Origin of the sequence: Winogradskyella sp. R77965, from assembly GCF_044594915.1 — a bacterium.
Classification (GTDB): domain Bacteria; phylum Bacteroidota; class Bacteroidia; order Flavobacteriales; family Flavobacteriaceae; genus Winogradskyella.
Genome location: NZ_CP138990.1, coordinates 394,323 through 412,035, shown reverse-complemented (window position 1 = coordinate 412,035; position 17,713 = coordinate 394,323). Strand labels below are relative to the sequence as shown.

At 33.2% G+C, this 17,713-nt stretch carries 17 protein-coding genes; 16 read left to right on the top strand and 1 reads right to left on the bottom strand.

The window, feature by feature from the left end; all coding sequences use genetic code 11:
• Positions 1–15: 15 nt before the first annotated feature.
• The 5 genes from corA to SJY34_RS01995 all read left to right on the top strand — a co-directional run bounded on the left by corA (position 16) and on the right by SJY34_RS01995 (position 7,971).
• On the top strand, positions 16–1,080 hold the full coding sequence (gene corA, locus SJY34_RS02015) for a magnesium/cobalt transporter CorA (protein ID WP_400078421.1): 1,065 nt from the start codon (positions 16–18) through the stop codon (positions 1,078–1,080).
• Positions 1,077–2,402 (top strand): T6SS phospholipase effector Tle1-like catalytic domain-containing protein, encoded by a 1,326-nt coding sequence (locus SJY34_RS02010; protein ID WP_400078419.1) that lies wholly within the window; start codon positions 1,077–1,079, stop codon positions 2,400–2,402. The genes corA and SJY34_RS02010 overlap by 4 nt, the downstream gene beginning before the upstream one ends.
• Positions 2,403–2,488: 86 nt before the next feature.
• Complete coding sequence (locus SJY34_RS02005) at positions 2,489–5,008, top strand: PIG-L family deacetylase (protein WP_400078417.1); 2,520 nt, start codon at positions 2,489–2,491, stop codon at positions 5,006–5,008.
• A 178-nt stretch (positions 5,009–5,186) separates the two neighbouring features.
• The gene (locus SJY34_RS02000) at positions 5,187–7,004 is read left to right on the top strand and encodes a sodium:solute symporter (RefSeq protein ID WP_400078415.1); all 1,818 of its coding nucleotides are present in this window, start codon (positions 5,187–5,189) and stop codon (positions 7,002–7,004) included.
• A complete protein-coding gene (locus tag SJY34_RS01995; RefSeq protein WP_400078414.1) occupies positions 6,994–7,971 on the top strand; it encodes a Gfo/Idh/MocA family protein in 978 nt (325 codons plus the stop codon). Before SJY34_RS02000 ends, SJY34_RS01995 begins: the two co-directional genes overlap by 11 nt.
• Positions 7,972–8,039: 68 nt before the next feature.
• On the opposite strand, the gene SJY34_RS01990 is transcribed toward SJY34_RS01995, so the two are convergent.
• Positions 8,040–8,888 (bottom strand): DUF2911 domain-containing protein, encoded by an 849-nt coding sequence (locus SJY34_RS01990; protein WP_400078412.1) that lies wholly within the window; start codon positions 8,886–8,888, stop codon positions 8,040–8,042.
• 165 nt (positions 8,889–9,053) lie between these two features.
• On the opposite strand from SJY34_RS01990, the gene SJY34_RS01985 reads away from it, so the two are divergent.
• From SJY34_RS01985 to SJY34_RS01935, 11 genes are all read left to right on the top strand, one after another.
• Positions 9,054–9,380, top strand: a complete 327-nt coding sequence (locus tag SJY34_RS01985; RefSeq protein ID WP_400078410.1) for an ArsR/SmtB family transcription factor — start codon at positions 9,054–9,056, stop codon at positions 9,378–9,380.
• Between the two features lie 33 nt (positions 9,381–9,413).
• On the top strand, positions 9,414–9,983 hold the full coding sequence (locus SJY34_RS01980) for a hypothetical protein (RefSeq protein ID WP_400078408.1): 570 nt from the start codon (positions 9,414–9,416) through the stop codon (positions 9,981–9,983).
• 15 nt (positions 9,984–9,998) lie between these two features.
• Entirely contained in the window at positions 9,999–10,469 is a 471-nt protein-coding gene (locus tag SJY34_RS01975) for a DUF6428 family protein (protein WP_400078406.1), read from the top strand.
• Positions 10,470–10,493: 24 nt separating this feature from the next.
• Positions 10,494–11,108 (top strand): low molecular weight phosphatase family protein, encoded by a 615-nt coding sequence (locus SJY34_RS01970; RefSeq protein ID WP_400078404.1) that lies wholly within the window; start codon positions 10,494–10,496, stop codon positions 11,106–11,108.
• Positions 11,109–11,122: 14 nt separating this feature from the next.
• Positions 11,123–12,166 (top strand): ACR3 family arsenite efflux transporter, encoded by a 1,044-nt coding sequence (gene arsB, locus SJY34_RS01965; protein WP_400078402.1) that lies wholly within the window; start codon positions 11,123–11,125, stop codon positions 12,164–12,166.
• Between the two features lie 97 nt (positions 12,167–12,263).
• Positions 12,264–12,920: a TetR family transcriptional regulator C-terminal domain-containing protein gene (locus SJY34_RS01960; protein ID WP_400078400.1), complete on the top strand. Its 657-nt coding sequence runs from the start codon at positions 12,264–12,266 to the stop codon at positions 12,918–12,920.
• On the top strand, positions 12,921–14,231 hold the full coding sequence (locus SJY34_RS01955) for an ABC1 kinase family protein (RefSeq protein WP_400078398.1): 1,311 nt from the start codon (positions 12,921–12,923) through the stop codon (positions 14,229–14,231).
• Positions 14,232–14,870: a flavin reductase family protein gene (locus SJY34_RS01950; RefSeq protein ID WP_400078396.1), complete on the top strand. Its 639-nt coding sequence runs from the start codon at positions 14,232–14,234 to the stop codon at positions 14,868–14,870.
• Positions 14,870–16,288: an SDR family oxidoreductase gene (locus tag SJY34_RS01945; protein ID WP_400078395.1), complete on the top strand. Its 1,419-nt coding sequence runs from the start codon at positions 14,870–14,872 to the stop codon at positions 16,286–16,288. The genes SJY34_RS01950 and SJY34_RS01945 overlap by 1 nt, the downstream gene beginning before the upstream one ends.
• Positions 16,285–16,428 (top strand): DUF2256 domain-containing protein, encoded by a 144-nt coding sequence (locus SJY34_RS01940; protein ID WP_400078393.1) that lies wholly within the window; start codon positions 16,285–16,287, stop codon positions 16,426–16,428. The genes SJY34_RS01945 and SJY34_RS01940 overlap by 4 nt, the downstream gene beginning before the upstream one ends.
• Positions 16,404–17,711: a DASH family cryptochrome gene (locus tag SJY34_RS01935; protein ID WP_400078391.1), complete on the top strand. Its 1,308-nt coding sequence runs from the start codon at positions 16,404–16,406 to the stop codon at positions 17,709–17,711. The genes SJY34_RS01940 and SJY34_RS01935 overlap by 25 nt, the downstream gene beginning before the upstream one ends.
• Positions 17,712–17,713 lie beyond the last annotated feature (2 nt).

Sequence of the window (17,713 nt, the reverse complement as noted above, 5' to 3'; positions counted from 1 at the left end):
ATCTTCAAAATAAAAGTGAAAAAACGTACAGAAGATCATAAAAAACACATAGGCCAAATCCCTGGTGCTCTTGTTTACACAGGGCAAAAGTCGGATAAAGATTTTCAGGTTGAATGCTTTGACTATACCAAAGATGAGATAGAAGAATCCATTATTTTAAATATTGAAGACACTGCTAACTACAAGGATACAAGCTCTGTGACTTGGATCAATGTAGACGGTTTAAAGCATACTGACCAAATAGAAAATATTGGGAAGCAATATAACCTTCATCCATTAGTATTAGAAGATATAGTTAATACTACCCAACGGCCAAAAATCGATGAATACGAAGATTATCTTTTTGTGGTACTAAAAATGTTATACTACGATAAAGATGAAAATATAGTTATTGAACAAGTCAGTTTTGTCTTAGGTAAAAATTATGTCATCACTTTTCAAGAATCCGAAGGTGATGTTTTTGGAAACATCAGAGAACGACTGCGTCATGCCAATGGAAGGATAAGAGGTATGAAATCTGACTATCTCATGTATGCTCTTATTGATGCCGTTGTTGATAATTACTTTAGTATTATAGAAACCCTTGGCAATAAAATCGAGGATTTAGAAACCGAATTATTCGAAGGCCATGCCAGAGAAAATGTAAATGTAGAAGTACAACAACTTAAGCGCGAAATCTTAAAAGTGCGTCGTGCTATCTTCCCGCTTCGTGAAATTATTAATCGTATAGAAAAAGGTGAGCATCCATTAATTTATAAACGCACAATTACCTATTATAGAGATATTTACGATCATTTAATTCAAGTATCAGAAAACATAGATATTTATCGTGAAATGATTTGGAGTTTAATGGATATGTACATGACAACCATTAGTAACCGAATGAATGAAGTGATGAAAGTCCTCACTATTATGTCTTCAATTTTTATACCATTGTCATTCCTAGCAGGACTCTATGGCATGAATTTTAAGTACATGCCAGAATTAGAATATCGCTATGGCTATTTTGTGCTTTTGGGAGTGATGTTGACTCTCTTTATTGCCTTGTTGTTTTATTTTAAGCGTAAGAAGTGGTTATGAATAGATTTCTCAAATTCCTTAATATTATCTTTTTTATTGCTTTACTAGTCTCATGCAAAGCCATTCCACCAGAAATAACTATTCCAGACCCTTACAATAAAGCAAAAGATATAACGGTTTTTATTGATGGCACAGCATTTAAACCTTCCGATAGTAGTAACATCTATAAGCTTAATGAGAACCTAAAACAGCGAAAGGATATATTATCCTACTATACTGTTGGAGTTGGTGCTGGTCCAGATGCCAAAAGCTTCGGGCAGTTTCTAGGAGTTGGCCTCTCTAAAGACGTACAGCATACATATCGATTTATTTGTCAGAATTACAGTAAAACTCGTAATGACAGAATCCACCTGTTTGGATTTAGTCGTGGTGCCTATACCTGTAAGGTTTTAACCAATCTCATTTACACAGCTGGAGTATTGGATTTAGACAATATAAAAAATGAAAAACTACAACTCAAATTAATAAAAAGACTATACAAAACGTATCTCAGCAAAAAAACAGCTGATGAGCGTAAACAAGAAATTAATCTGATTATCGCGAAATGGGAAACAAAGTTGGATATTAAAATTAAGCGACGTCTAAATGTTGAAATAGAAACCTTGAATCTTTTCGATACTGTTGAAGCACTTGGCGCACCAGATAATAGTTTTAATCCGTGTTGTCCAAACAGAAACCATTTAGAACAATTTTGTAATGTTAAAAAAGTAAATCATGCCGTATCTATCGATGATAATAGAGCACGAATCTTCACACCAGTATTAGCTTCATGTTCATGTATTTCGGATTGCAAGAATAGAACTTTAGACGATTTTGTTAATGAAGTCTGGTTTGCAGGTGCACACTCTGACGTTGGTGGAGGTTATAAAAACGAAAAAGGTGAAATGGATGATGATTTGGCGCAAATCCCTTTAAAGTGGATGATGAATAACCTTCTAACTTACGACCTGTTTAAAAACGACTTACTTGTTAACGAAACACATATCAACGGTAAACTTCATGATGCAGAAATAGATTATGGTCCAGCATTTAAGAGGCGTAATCGTCATATTTATAAATATCACAAGTATATTTCTAAATACAACAACGGAAAATATAAAATCCATCGTTCAGTAATTCAGCGTTTAGAAAATGGTAACATTCCTATTTTTAAGCATTATGAACGTCAAAATGAAAGTAAAGATAAAGACGGAAATCATTTACATACCGACAGTTGCAGCAAAGACTGGTTTGAGGATAAACCATTTGACAAATGCTTTAAAAAAACAGACAAAGGATTCCAATTTCTAGAAACTTGTCATAGTATTGAAGTTGTGGATTAGATATTATCTACGTTAAACAAAACCTAAAAACAAAGCCATTAGAAAGTAACTTTCATATATTTGGAGGGTAACTAACTAATAACCACATGCACCAGATTAGACTCTGCCTTTTGCTTTTTATAAGCACCACAGTTTCCTTACAAGCACAACAACCTAAAAAACTCAATTCCTCAGAAATACATGAAGCGGTTCAAAAACTAAATGTTTTAGGCTCTGTACTATATATCGCTGCACATCCAGATGATGAGAATACACGATTAATCTCTTATATGTCTAATGAAGTTAAAGCACGTACAGCTTACTTATCTTTAACACGTGGTGATGGTGGACAGAATTTAATTGGTTCAGAAATAAGAGAACTTTTAGGAATTATTAGAACACAAGAATTATTAGCAGCCAGACGCACTGATGGTGGTGAACAACGTTTTACAAGAGCTAATGATTTTGGGTATTCAAAACATCCTGATGAAACTTTAGAAATCTGGAATAAAGACGAAGTTCTATCTGATGTCGTTTGGGCCATCAGAGAATTTAAACCAGATATCATAATTAACCGTTTCGACCATAGAAGAGCTGGTCGTACACATGGTCACCATACCAGTTCAGCAATGCTGAGTATGGAAGCTTTTGATATCGCAAATGACGCTTCAAAATATAGTTCTCAATTAGAGCTTACTGAAACTTGGCAGCCTAAACGTTTATTCTACAACACCTCATGGTGGCGTTATGGCAGTAGGGAAGAATTTGATAAATTAGACAAATCCAACATGATTAATTTTGATATTGGAGTCTATTACCCAAGCAAGGGCATGTCTAATAATGAAATCGCATCATTGGCTAGTAGTCAACATTTATCTCAAGGATTTGGTCGTCAATCTACGCGTGGCAATCAACAAGAATATATCGAATTTTTAAAAGGTAAACCTTTAGATAACAGCAACGACGTTTTCTCAGGAATTGATACCTCTTGGAATCGTGTTGAAGGTGGAGAAGCTGTTGGAAATATTCTCGGCAAGATTGAAAGTAATTTTAACTTTCAGAATCCTGCTTCTCATTTATCAGAACTTTTAGAAGCCTATAGATTACTTCAAAATGTAAAAGATGAGCACTGGAAAATCATAAAAACCAAAGAACTAAAAACTATTATTGAAGCTTGTGCCGGATTGTATTTAGAAGTCTCTGCGTCGAGTCCTCATGCATCTCCAAATTCTGATGTATCGCTTCAAATGGAAGTTTTAAATCGTAGTGATGCCAAAATTAAATTGGTGTCTTATAACCTTTCAACGTTACAAAATGGAATTTCAAAAAACATGGAATTACCTGAAAATCAACGTTTAAATTTTGAAGAAGGTATTACAATTCCAAATAATATAGCGTATACAGCTCCGTATTGGTTAAATACTCAAAGTACACTTGGTATGTATCATGTTGAAGAAAAAGAGCTTATCGGTTTGCCGGAAACGCCAAGAGCTATTTTTATGGCTTTTAATTTAATGATTGAAGACACACCAATTACAATAACCAAACCAGTTGTTTATCGTTACTCAAGACCAGATAAAGGGGAATTATACAGACCTTTTGAGATTATTCCAGAAGTTTCCGCAAGCATAAGTGATGAAGTTTTTATTTTCGAAAATGACCAACAAAAAGAAATTGAGATTATAGTAAAAGCTGGTCGCGATAATATTGATGGTTTTGTTCAAATGGCTTATCCAAACGATTGGGAGGTATTTCCCCAAAAGCAAAAAGTTGAAATTACTAATAAAGGCGACATTCAAAAAGTAATGTTTACAGTGATTCCTCCTAAAGGTAAAAGTGAAGGTCTAATTACTCCTATGGTGAATGTGAATGGTGAGTTTTATACTGATGAACTTATAGAAATTGACTATTCTCATATTCCGTTTCAAACGGTTTTAATACCAAGCGAAAGCAAAATCGTACGACTAAATATTGAAAAACGTGGTAATAATATTGGTTATATTGAAGGAGCTGGAGATGTTGTTCCTGAAAGTTTGCGTCAAATTGGTTATAAAGTAACTATCATTAAACCCGAACAAATCTCACCTGAAAATTTAACAAACTTTGATGCTATCGTTGTTGGCATAAGAGCGTATAATATTGTTGATGAATTAAAGTTTAAGCAAAAATTCTTATTAGATTATGTCAAAGAAGGTGGGAATTTAGTCATTCAATATAATACAAGTCGACGCTTAAAAGTAGATAATTTAGCTCCTTACGATTTACAATTATCTCGAGACCGAGTCACAGACGAAAATGCTTTAGTTAGAATTTTAGAACCAAATCATCCTATTCTTAATTTTCCAAATAAAATTACCATCCAAGATTTTGAGGGTTGGGTACAAGAACGTGGTTTATACTTCCCAAATCAATGGTCAGAAGAGTTTACACCGCTACTCGCCTCTAACGATAAAGGAGAAAGTTCAAAAGAAGGTGCCTTACTAGTTGCAAAATACGGTAAAGGCAACTATATTTACACAGGTCTCAGTTTTTTTAGGGAATTTCCGGCGGGAGTTTCTGGTGCTTATAGACTCTTTGCTAACTTGCTTTCGGCAGGTAAAGAAGATAAAATGCCATTAAAAAATTAATGCCTATCAACCAAAAATCACATCCAATACAACTAACAACTAATTTAAATTATGCACAACCAAAACGAACCTCAGCAAAAAAAACAAAAGTGGAACAAAATGTACACGGCTGTTTTAATTGCAAATGCCCTATACATTGTTTTGTTTTACTTTATAACTGCATCATTCGCATAAATACATGCAAACTTTAGATTGGATTGACTGGACCGTTTTAATAGTCACCTTAGCCACAATTGTAGGCTATGGAACTTGGAAAACCAGAGGTCAAAAGAATGCGCAAGATTACATAAAAGGAGGTAATACTTCAAAATGGTGGACCATCGGTCTATCCGTAATGGCCACCCAAGCCAGCGCAATCACATTCCTTTCTACAACTGGCCAGGCCTTTTCAGATGGTATGGGATTTGTTCAATTTTATTTTGGACTCCCAATTGCCATGGTTATCATTTGCCTGGTGTTTATTCCACTTTATCATCGACTTAAAGTTTATACAGCATACGAATTTTTAGAAAATCGATTCGATCTTAAAACACGAAGTCTAACAGCAATCTTATTTTTAATCCAACGTGGATTAGCGGCAGGTATTACTATTTTTGCTCCAGCTATTATTCTTTCTGTCGTATTAGGTTGGAACATCGTAACGCTAAACATCGTTATTGGAGTCTTAGTTATTATTTACACGGTTTCAGGTGGAACCAAAGCGGTTACTGTAACACAGAAACAGCAAATGTTTGTCATTTTTGCTGGTATGCTGGCTGCCTTATTCATCATTATTAATTTGATTCCAGAAGAGGTTTCTTTTACAGATGCTATAGACATTGCTGGTGCTACTGGTAAGATGCAAGTCTTAGATTTTTCTTTCGATTTAGAAAATAGATATACCGTATGGACAGGACTTATAGGAGGTACGTTTTTAATGCTTTCTTATTTCGGAACTGACCAAAGCCAAGTGCAGCGTTACCTTTCTGGTAAATCCATGAAAGAAATGCAAATGGGCTTACTCTTTAATGGCTTACTTAAAGTACCGATGCAATTCTTTATTTTACTCGTTGGTGTTATGGTTTTTGTGTTTTATCAGTTCAATCCATCTCCGTTAAATTTTATAGATGCTTCCACACAAACGGTTTTAGCATCAAAATATGGAAATGACTATAAAGTACTTCAAGATAAACAAACAGCTCTATTCAAAGAGAAGCAAAAACTAAGTCTGGCTCTCTCTAAAAGTGAAGATCAAAGTCTGAAAAAGGATTTGTTTCAGCTCGATAGTATAGAAAAAACCTATCGTTTAGAATCAAAATTCTTAATAAAAAAAGCCGTAGATCCTGAATATACTGCAGAATACACAACACTTCTAAATGAAGTTGAGAGACTTAAATCAAATCCTAAAAGTGAAACTTATCTCGAAAAATCAGCAGCACTAACTGCACTTTACAAAGAGTCAGCAAAAGATACACAGACTAATGACAGAGATTATATGTTTATTCGATTTATCCTAAACAATCTTCCAAAAGGTCTTATCGGTTTGTTACTAGCTGTAATTTTATCTGCCGCAATGTCCTCAACAGCATCTGAGATAAATGCGTTAGCAACCATTACATCTATTGATTTATATAGTAGAAATCTAAAAGAAGACAAAGGCGAAGAACACATGGTTAAAATGACCAAATGGTTTACACTTGGTTGGGGAATTATAGCAATTATAATTGCTTGTTTTGCAGATTTGGCAGAAAACCTTATTCAACTCGTAAATATTATAGGTTCAATATTTTATGGCAATGTATTAGGTATATTTTTACTGGCTTTCTTCTTTAAATATATTAAGGGTAATGCCGTTTTTATTGGAGCCTTAATCACACAAGCAATTGTGGTCATTGGTTGGTGGCTTGATTGGATGCCATATTTATGGTTGAATTTATTTGGCTGTGTTTTAGTAATTATAATTGCTAATATTCTTCAGCCAGTTTTACCAAAAAAAGAAATTATTGATGTCTCTTAGAACCATAAAATGGGGAATTATCGGAGCAGGAAAAATTGCTGTTAAATTTGCTGCTGATTTAGATAAAGTACCGAATGCTAAACTCTATGCGATTGCCTCAAGAACTTTAGAAAAAGCAAAACTTTTTGCCTTAGAATTTAATGCAGATAAAGCCTATGGTGATTATGAAAGTTTAGCATCAGATTCAGAAATAGATGCTATTTATATTGCTACTCCTCACAGTTTCCATAAAGCGCATACCCTTTTATGTTTAAATCATCAAAAATCGGTTTTGTGTGAAAAGCCGTTCGCTATGGATTTAGACGAAGTAAATGAGATGATTAATGCCTCCAAGACAAAAGAAATCCTTTTAATGGAAGCCTTATGGACTACTTTTCTTCCACATTTTCAATATGTACAAAATCTTCTAAGCCAAAAGCACTTTGGTGAAATTATTCGTGTTGAGGCTGATTTTGGTTTTCACCCTAAGTACGATGAAACTTCAAGATTATTTGACAAATCTGTTGGAGGAGGAAGCTTATTAGATATTGGGATTTATCCTGTATTTGCAGCGCTATCAATTTTAGGTAAACCGAATGGTATTGAGGCGAAAGCAGAATTTTTTTCCGAAGGATCAGATTCAAAATGTGATATTATTTTTAAATATGATAATGCCATAGCCCATTTAAAAAGTACGCTAATAGAAGAGACTAAAACTGAAGCCATTTTTCATTGTGAAAATGGGATAATTAAAATTAACGGACGTTTTCATGAGCCTTCTTCGGTTGTCTTAATTGATAAGCATGGTATTTCTGAATTAAAAACCTTCGATTATAAAACTATTGGTTACAGTTATGAGATTGAACATTTTAATCAACTGATTAGAGATAATAAAATTGAAAGTGATATTATGACTTTTGAAAGAAGTCAACAACTCATTAAAACTTTAGATAATATAAGAAGTTTAATTGGTTTGGAATACCAATAAAAAACGCAACTCAATGAGTTGCGTTTTTTATCTAATTATCCAAGTGTATAGCACTCTAACAATGTATTTTACATTGCTCCCCATTCTTTTAGAGAGTCCTCATTCATTTTAATATAATCTGCATTTTTATTCTCTTTTGCTCCTTCCAAAGATTTTTTAGCTGCGGCAATTGCACCTTTTTTATCTCCATTAGCTGCATGTATTAATGACTGCTGTCTTAAAAACCAAAAACGAGGTCTATCTTTAGTCATTTCTACAGCTTTATCAATCCACTCCATAGCTTTTTCTAAGCCTTTGTTTTCTTGTAAATTATAGACTGCTGCCGAAAAGTAATCGTTAGCTGAAGGGCCAGACATTGTTTTCTCAATAGACGCTGTTACTTTAGCTTCTGTTGGTACTTTAAATTCTACACCAACATAAGTCTTCTCCCACATCATTCCAATAACAGCAGAGTGATTTGTTATATCATCAATAGAAATCGTAAAAGATTGTATGTCCATTTCTATAGGATATACTTTAGCATTGACACGAGCAGCTACTTTAGTCTCATCTAATTCTGCAGGTGCTCCGCCACCAGCATGCTCTGTGTAGAAAACCACTTCCCAAGAATCCGCTTGGGGAATTGTAAAGATCGCATAAGTACCAGCTTTAAGTTCTGTATCACCAACCGTTACAGCATCACTAAATGTTACTTTAGTTCTTAGATTAGCACCTGTTCTCCATACTTTTCCATAAGGAACAAGGTCGCCAAAAATGGTTCTTCCACGCATTGCAGGTCTCGAATATTCAATTGATACATCGGTTAAACCCACGACTTGCTCTATTTTGGCAGCAGGACTTGGTGCAGGTGTTTGAATTTGTGCACTTATCGAAAACATTAATGTTAACGCAAATGCAAATAGTACTAATTTTTTCATAATGTATAGTGTTAAGTATTTGTTTTAAAGTCGCATAAAATTACGACTAAACCAATCCTATAAATGTTAAGAAATCCTTAAAATGAAAAATATAAAATTTATTCAACAAAAAACAAGCAAATCAATTTATTAATCGTAATATTGCAATATAATAATATATAAATTATGGGATTGACTAAAAGTGAAATATTTACAGAGCAACAAAACCAGATATCTCAAATTGCGAAAGTATTTGGGCATCCGGCAAGAGTAGCTATTCTTCAATATTTATTTAAAATAAATTCTTGTATTTGTGGTGATTTGGTTGATGAAATTGGGCTAGCTCAGCCTACTATTTCTCAACATTTAAAAGAACTAAAAAAAATAGGACTCATAAAAGGCAATATAGAAGGCACAAGTATTTGTTATTGCATTGACAAAACTAATTGGTCTCAAATGAAAGCAGTGATTTCAGAATTTTTAGATCAAGATTTAAATATGACTTGCTGCTAATACAAAAGTATAAATAACTAAAACCAGAAACTCATGGAAATTTTATTCTTCTTATCAATGTTTTGTTTAATTGCTTTTATGTTGCTTGCTACTTACGATGGAGCCTATCTCCATCTATGGAAATTTGAACTTTTTAATAGAGATGAAAGTAATTTTGAACATAAGACACATACGGCTAGAGCTCTTTTGTTCCCTGCTATTACCTATTTATTATTCGTTGATACAAGTATTCTTGGATTTTGGATAGCACTTAGCCTTGTCGCAATTGATTTGATTGTTTTAGGAATAGATGCCTATTCAGAAAAGGAAAGTCGAAGTTTTATGAACGGACTTCCACAATGGGAATATATTGTTCATCTCTTTGCTAATAGCTTTCATTTTGCAGCTATCATTTTAATCATTGCGGCTAGGACAACAATCACAAATGATGGTATCATATATTCTACAGATTTTATGCTCCACAGCAGTTTTGAAACCGTACAATTAATCGCTGTTAATATACTGCCAGGTGCTATTATACTTGGAATCATTCATTTATTACTCACATTCGATATTGGAAAAAAATTATGGAATACAAATCGATTAAAAATAACCTGTTGTTAACAAAATAAAATACTCATGAAACTATCAGAAATAAAATCAAAATTAGAAACACTAGAAACTATAGCGTTTCAATTACCAAATGGAACTTTAGTTCCAAGTCATTTCCACGTCACTGAAGTTGGAAAAATAACTAAAAACTTTATTGATTGTGGCGGCACAGTAAGACAAGAAGAAGTTGCCAACTTTCAGTTATGGAATGCAGACGATTATGATCATAGATTACATCCTGAAAAATTACTAAATATCATTGAACTTTCTGAAAAAGAATTAAACATAGGTGATTTAGACATTGAAGTAGAATACCAAAGTGATACTATTGGCAAATACAGTTTAGACTTTGATGGTAAACACTTTTTACTAACCTCTAAGCAAACTGATTGCTTAGCTAAAGATAATTGTGGAATACCAGAAGCAAAGCCAAGAGTTAAGCTCTCAGAATTACAAAATTCATCATCATGTTGTGCTCCAGATTCTGGTTGCTGCTAATAAATAACGCTCAAAATTTAATTAATGCTATATCCTAAAATAATTTCTCAAGTCGAGACACTAGATGTAAGCTCAATCTCAGAAGAGCGTAAAACTATTCTTCAATCATTAATCGATTTTATTAAAATCAAAACAGCGCAAAATGAAACCGTAAACCTCAATTTTATCTGTACCCACAATTCGAGAAGAAGTCATTTATCTCAAGTTTGGGCACAAACTATGGCGAGTTATTTCAATATAAAAAATGTATTCTGTTATTCTGGAGGAACCGAAGCCACTGCCCTATTTCCGTCTGCAGCTGAAACGTTAGAAAATTCTGGATTCAAAATTGAGAAATTATCAACCGAATCGAATCCTGTTTACGCTATTAAGTATTCAGAAACTGAGCATCCTGTTATTGGTTTTTCTAAAACTTTTGATGCCGATTTTAATCCTGCTTCAGAATTTGCAGCCATAATGACTTGCTCTAGTGCTGATAAAGGCTGCCCTTTTATTGTAGGTGCTGAAAAACGAATTCCAATAACCTTCGAAGATCCAAAAGCATATGATAATACTCCGCAACAGGCTGAAAAATACAAAGAACGTAGTCTTCAAATTGCAACAGAATTAAAATATGTGTTTTCTAAAATTAAAAAATAATTGTAGTGACAAAAATGAAAAAGAAACTCAGTTTTTTAGATAGTTATCTAACATTATGGATCTTTCTAGCCATGATTATTGGTGTCGGCATTGGCTATTTTGCACCTTCATTTCCAAAGCTTATAGATTCATATAGTAGTGGAACAACAAATATTCCTATAGCTATTGGCCTAATTTTAATGATGTATCCTCCACTTGCTAAAGTAAATTACGCCTTACTTCCTAAAGTATTTAAAGATGTAAAAATCTTATCTATCTCTTTAGTTTTAAACTGGATTATTGGACCTGTATTAATGTTCCTACTAGCCATAACATTCTTGCGAGATTACCCAGAATACATGGTTGGACTAATTCTAATAGGTTTAGCACGTTGCATTGCTATGGTATTGGTTTGGAACGATTTAGCCGAAGGAAGTAGCGAATACGGAGCAGGACTCGTCGCATTAAATAGTATTTTTCAGGTATTTGCATATAGTTTTTATGCCTACATATTCATTACTGTACTTCCACCCTATTTTGGTTTCGAAGGTGCAATTGTCGATATTTCCATAGCAACAATTGCAGAAAGTGTGGCAATTTATTTAGGTATACCTTTTCTACTGGGTATTTTGTCACGTTTAATTTTAGTAAAATTAAAAGGTGACGAATGGTATACCAAAAAGTTTATTCCGACTATTTCACCATTAACTTTAATTGCACTATTATTTACCATTGTGGTGATGTTTTCGCTCAAAGGTGAACTTATTGTAGAAATACCTTTGGATGTACTAGTCATCGCAGTGCCATTATTAATATATTTTGCACTTATGTTTATTGTAGGATTCTTTGTAAGCAAGGCTATGGGAGCAACTTACGATAAAAATGCGGCTATAGCCTTTACAGCTGCTGGTAATAATTTTGAATTGGCAATTGCCGTAGCTATTGCAGTATTTGGCTTAAACTCTGGTCAAGCATTTGCAGGAGTTGTTGGTCCATTGGTAGAAGTACCTGCATTAATCTTATTAGTTAGAGTCTCATTTTGGTTGCGTAAAAAATATTATTTACCTAAGACCTCTTAGTAAAAGAGGTATATATCAGAAATTGGTGTTAAATTTTGTTTAACTATAACTTTAAATAGTTAAACAATTATTATATTTGTTTTGTAAATTAATTACAATGGCAAAAAAGAAAAATATTAAGCAAGCTGATATCATATCGTATTATATGGATTATGTTTTAACTCATAATCACAAACCAAAATCAGTATACGCATTTGCTAAAGACAATAATTTTGAAGAACAGAAGTTCTATGAATTTTTTAATTCTTTTGAATTACTAGAACAATCCATATTTAAGGTGTTTTTTGATAATACCCTTGAAGTGCTTTACAAAAGTGAAGACTATAAATCTTTTGATGCACGCAACAAATTATTGAGCTTCTATTTTACGTTTTTTGAGGTACTTACAGCGAATAGAAGTTACGTTATTCACGCTTTAAGCTCGGATAAAAATCAATTAAAATCCTTAAAAACGCTCTCTCATCTAAAGAAAAGTTTTGCCAATTACATTGAGCTTTTAGATATCAAGACTTTAGATCTCAAACAAGAAAAGCTAGAAAAGATTAAAAATAGAGGTCTTAAAGAATCAGCATGGTTGCAGTTGTTGTTAACCTTAAAATTTTGGATGGATGATACATCTCCATCATTTGAGAAAACAGATATTTACATAGAAAAATCGGTTCAAGCGAGTTTTGATTTGATAGATACGACACCTCTAAAAAGTCTCATTGACTTTGGCAAATTCATATATAAAGAAAAAATACACTCTAACTAGATGAATACTATAGATAGTATACCGATTACAAAAATTTCTAGAGCTAGTAAGTTAGTAACCACTGGTGCAAAAGTAGGTGTCAACTACTTAAAGTATTACGGCGACAAAATAGTAAATTCTAAGGAAGACGCCAAAGAGCGACTTAATCAAAATAATGCCGAAGATATATACGACAGCCTTAAAAAATTAAAAGGTAGTGCACTCAAAGTCGCACAAATGCTGAGTATGGAAAAGAGTATATTGCCACAGGCATATGTTGAGAAATTTTCGTTATCTCAATTTTCTGTTCCGCCTTTGTCTCCGCCTTTAGTCATAAAAACATTTAAAAAATATTTCGGGAAACATCCTGAAGACATTTTTGATACTTTCAACGCAACTTCAGTAAATGCTGCCAGTATTGGCCAAGTCCATATTGCAGAAAAGGATGGGAATAAATTTGCTGTGAAAATCCAATATCCTGGAGTTGCGGAAAGTATTGCTTCTGATTTAGCATTAGTTAAGCCCATAGCTATTAAAATGTTTAACATCAAAGGAAAAGATTCGGATAAATATTTTAAAGAAGTTGAAAATAAACTTACCGAAGAAACAAATTATATTTTAGAAATTGAACAAAGTAAAGCTGTCGCTGAAGCTTGCGAACATATTCCTAATCTAAAGTTTCCTAAGTATTACGAAAAATTTTCATCAGAGCGTATTATTACTATGGACTATATGAAAGGTGAACATCTTTCAGAATTCGTAGCACATAATACTGACAAAGATGCATCCAATAAAATTGGTCAGGCACTATGGGATTTTTACATGTTTCAAATCCATAAGTTGAAAAAAGTACATGCAGATCCACATCCTGGAAATTTTCTAATATCCAAGGAAGGGGATTTAATAGCATTAGATTTCGGATGTATGAAGTCAATTCCTGAAGAATTCTACAAACCTTATTTCGAATTAGCTGATAAAGATTGTATTGATAACCCAAAAGCTTTTACTGAGAAACTATATGAACTAGAAATCCTTCGTAAGGACGATTCTAAAGAAGAAATTGAATTTTTTAGTGCTATGTTTCATGAACTCTTAAGCTTATTTACAAAGCCATTTCATGTTGAAGAATTTGATTTTTCAAATCCAGAATTTTTCAATCAAATAACAGAAATGGGACAACGCTATTCCAAAAGCACAGAATTGAGAAACATGAATGGTAATCGCGGTTCAAAGCATTTTATATACATAAATAGAACCTTCTTTGGATTGTATAATTTAATGTTCGATTTAAAAGCTGAAAATGTAAAAATCAACAACTTTATTAATCTATAGATGACAGAGTTTAGTAGCGATGATTTAGATCAATTACATCATTTATATAGAATTAACTTAATTAACAGTTGTTCTGGCTACAAGTCTGCTAATCTAATAGGTACTAAAAGTCTTGATGGTAAAAGCAATGTCGCTGTTTTTAGTTCTATTACACATATGGGTTCAAATCCTGCTTTGTTAGGGTTTTTTTTAAGGCCAACAACTGTATTGCGCAATACATATCATAATATAAAATCAACAGGGAAATATACTATTAACCATATCCATGATGAAATTATAGATGATGCACATCACACTTCTGCAAAGTATAGTGAGGATATTTCAGAGTTTGATGCTACAAAACTAGTTGAAGACTATAAAGATAACTTTTTAGCACCTTTTGTAAAAGGTTGCCCTGTTCAATTGGCTATGAGCTACGTTGAAGAATACCCGATTAAAGCGAACAACACAATTTTATTAATTGGCAAAATCGATAAATTGTATGTCCCAGATAATTTGCTAGAAAAAGATGGTTTTATTAATCTATCTAAAGGAAAAGTGGCAGCTATAAATGGTTTGGATGGCTATACAGTCCCAAAATTGAAAACCCGTTTAGAATATCAAAGACCTAAGCCACAGTTTGAAAAAACCAATGAATAATGCGAATATTAATTACAGGCACAACAGGCTATATAGCCAGAAGACTAGCACTTCAACTGCTCGAAGATGAGCATGAATTAGTTTGCTGTGTACGTGATTTAAGTCGTATTCCTGATGAAATAGAAGATAACCCACTCTGTACCTTTATTAAACTCGATTTTTTAGATCCTGAACCAAATAAAATTCCAAAAGACATTGATGCTGCGTATTATTTAATACACTCCATGTCTACAGATTCAGAGAATTTTGAAGATTTAGAGCGACAATGTGCGCAGAATTTTAAAAATCTTGTTTCTGTCACAAATTGTAAACAAGTTATTTATTTAAGTGGTATCGTAAACGATGAATCACTATCAAAACACTTAAAATCGAGATTACAAGTAGAAAATACGCTAAAATCCGAGGACTATGCCTTAACCACTTTTAGAGCCGGAATTATCGTGGGTAGCGGAAGTGCATCTTTCGAAATTATACGAGACATTGTAGAAAAGTTACCTTTTATGATTACACCAAGGTGGCTAAATACAAAGACCCAACCTTTGGGAATCAGAGATGTGCTTTCATTTTTGTCTGGAGGATTGGGCAAAGAAGAATTATATAACAACTCTTATGATATTTTTGGTCCCGAGATCCTAACATACAAAGAAATGCTTCTTCAATTTGCTGAAGTAAGGGGTTTCAAACGTTATATCCTAACGCTTCCTGTTTTATCACCAAAACTATCTTCTTATTGGCTGTATTTTGTGACTTCTACATCGTTTCAACTAGCATCAGCCTTAGTGGATAGTATGAAAGTTGAAGTTATTGGTAAACAAAGTAATATCAATGAGATTATTGGTGTGAAACCAATGGATTATAAAACTGCCGTGAATTTAGCTTTTCAAAGGATAGAGCAAAACGCCGTGATATCGAGTTGGAAAGATGCTGTAAGTAGCGGACGTTTTAAAGATCAATTATCTAAGCATATAGAATTACCGCAATATGGTTGTTTTAAAGATGTAAGACATAGAACTGTTACTGATGAGACTCATACACTAAATAAAATCTGGAGTATTGGAGGAAGAAATGGGTGGTATAGTTTCAATGGACTATGGAAGCTTCGAGGTTATATGGACAAACTTTTTGGAGGAGTTGGCTTAAGACGCGGACGAACTAGTGATACGTATTTAGAAGCCGGAGATGCTTTAGATTTTTGGCGTGTATTATATGCCAGTAAAGACGAAAAACGACTTTTACTATTTGCCGAAATGCGATTGCCTGGAGAAGCTTGGTTAGAATTTAAGATTATAAAAGATCAATTATACCAACGTGCCGTTTTTAGACCAAAAGGGGTTTGGGGCAGATTATATTGGTATATGGTTCTACCCTTTCATGCCTTTGTTTTTAGCGGAATGATAAATGCATTAGTTAAAAAATGAAAACTGTAAAAAAAGAGAACCTTCCAACAAAAATATGTCCTATTTGTGCCAGACCATTTACATGGCGTAAAAAATGGAAAAAGGATTGGGACAATGTGAAATATTGTAGCGAAAGATGCAGAAGACAAAAAATAACATAAATTTAATTTGGTTTAGAAATGATTTAAGAACCATTGACAATGCAGTTTTATTCGAAGCACAAAAGAACTGCGACCAACTTATTGGTGTGTATTGTTTTGATCCTCGTCAATTCTCAAATAATAAATTCGGGTTTAAAAAAACAGAAAAATTTAGAGCAAAATTTTTAATTGAAAGCGTTACTGATTTAAGATATCAATTGGAAACGCTAAACATAGATTTATTGGTGTTTCACCAAAAACCAGAGGATGTTATTCAACAAGTATGTAAAACATATAATGTCAGTAATATTTTTCTTCAATTGGAATGGACTCAAGAGGAAGTAGACGTTGAAAATGCTGTAAAATCCCAACTACAAAATATTAGTTGGCATTCTACTTATAATCAGTTTTTATATCATCATGAAGATATTAATTTTGATATTTCTAAGACACCGCAGGTCTTTACGGTCTTTAGAAAAAGGCTTGAAAAATATGTTGACATTCGTCCGGAGTTAAATATATCAAAGTTTTCTGAGGGTAATAGAATTGAGAATAACACCAAAATTCCTTCACTTGAAATATTAGGATTTGAAGACTTCGAAATTCATCCACATTCCGCTTTCCCGTTTAAGGGAGGTGAAACCAACGCCATAAATCGACTTGAAGATTATTTTTTCAACACCAAAAAATTGGGATTTTACAAGAAGACAAGAAACGGTTTAGTTGGTAAAGATTATAGTTCAAAATTTTCACCTTGGTTAGCAAATGGATCAATATCAGCAAGAACTATTTATTGGCAAGTAAAACATTTTGAAAAAGAATACTTTAAAAATCAATCTACCTATTGGCTAATTTTTGAATTGATTTGGCGCGATTATTTTAAATATATCTCATTAAAACATGGCAACCAGATTTTTAAGCAAGAAGGCATTCTCAAAAAAGGTTATGAATGGAAAACCGATGAAGATAAAATTGACAATTGGATTCATGGAGAAACACATTCAGACTTTGTAAACGCCAATATGGTAGAGCTAAAAGAAACAGGTTGGATGAGTAATAGAGGGCGACAAAACGTAGCCTCATATTTTGCCAAAGAACTAGAACTCGACTGGAGACTAGGTGCAGCTTATTTTGAGTCTTTACTCATCGATTATGATGTACATAGCAACTATGGTAATTGGATGTATGTTGCAGGAGTTGGTAATGATCCTAGAGATAGAAAGTTTAATGTTCAACTTCAAGCAGAACGATACGATACTAATAGAAAGTTTAGAAAACTTTGGTTACAACCTAGCTTATTTTAAAA

Coding starts and splice junctions, on each gene's coding strand:
- SJY34_RS01970 (WP_400078404.1), top strand. CDS start 10,494: ATGCTATATCCTAAAATAATTTCTCAAGTCGAGACACTAGATGTAAGC.
- SJY34_RS01980 (WP_400078408.1), top strand. CDS start 9,414: ATGGAAATTTTATTCTTCTTATCAATGTTTTGTTTAATTGCTTTTATG.
- SJY34_RS01940 (WP_400078393.1), top strand. CDS start 16,285: ATGAAAACTGTAAAAAAAGAGAACCTTCCAACAAAAATATGTCCTATT.
- SJY34_RS01950 (WP_400078396.1), top strand. CDS start 14,232: ATGACAGAGTTTAGTAGCGATGATTTAGATCAATTACATCATTTATAT.
- SJY34_RS02010 (WP_400078419.1), top strand. CDS start 1,077: ATGAATAGATTTCTCAAATTCCTTAATATTATCTTTTTTATTGCTTTA.
- SJY34_RS01995 (WP_400078414.1), top strand. CDS start 6,994: ATGTCTCTTAGAACCATAAAATGGGGAATTATCGGAGCAGGAAAAATT.
- SJY34_RS02005 (WP_400078417.1), top strand. CDS start 2,489: ATGCACCAGATTAGACTCTGCCTTTTGCTTTTTATAAGCACCACAGTT.
- SJY34_RS01990 (WP_400078412.1), bottom strand. CDS start 8,888: ATGAAAAAATTAGTACTATTTGCATTTGCGTTAACATTAATGTTTTCG.
- SJY34_RS01945 (WP_400078395.1), top strand. CDS start 14,870: ATGCGAATATTAATTACAGGCACAACAGGCTATATAGCCAGAAGACTA.
- SJY34_RS01960 (WP_400078400.1), top strand. CDS start 12,264: ATGGCAAAAAAGAAAAATATTAAGCAAGCTGATATCATATCGTATTAT.
- SJY34_RS01985 (WP_400078410.1), top strand. CDS start 9,054: ATGGGATTGACTAAAAGTGAAATATTTACAGAGCAACAAAACCAGATA.
- SJY34_RS02000 (WP_400078415.1), top strand. CDS start 5,187: ATGCAAACTTTAGATTGGATTGACTGGACCGTTTTAATAGTCACCTTA.
- arsB (WP_400078402.1), top strand. CDS start 11,123: ATGAAAAAGAAACTCAGTTTTTTAGATAGTTATCTAACATTATGGATC.
- SJY34_RS01935 (WP_400078391.1), top strand. CDS start 16,404: ATGCAGAAGACAAAAAATAACATAAATTTAATTTGGTTTAGAAATGAT.
- SJY34_RS01975 (WP_400078406.1), top strand. CDS start 9,999: ATGAAACTATCAGAAATAAAATCAAAATTAGAAACACTAGAAACTATA.
- SJY34_RS01955 (WP_400078398.1), top strand. CDS start 12,921: ATGAATACTATAGATAGTATACCGATTACAAAAATTTCTAGAGCTAGT.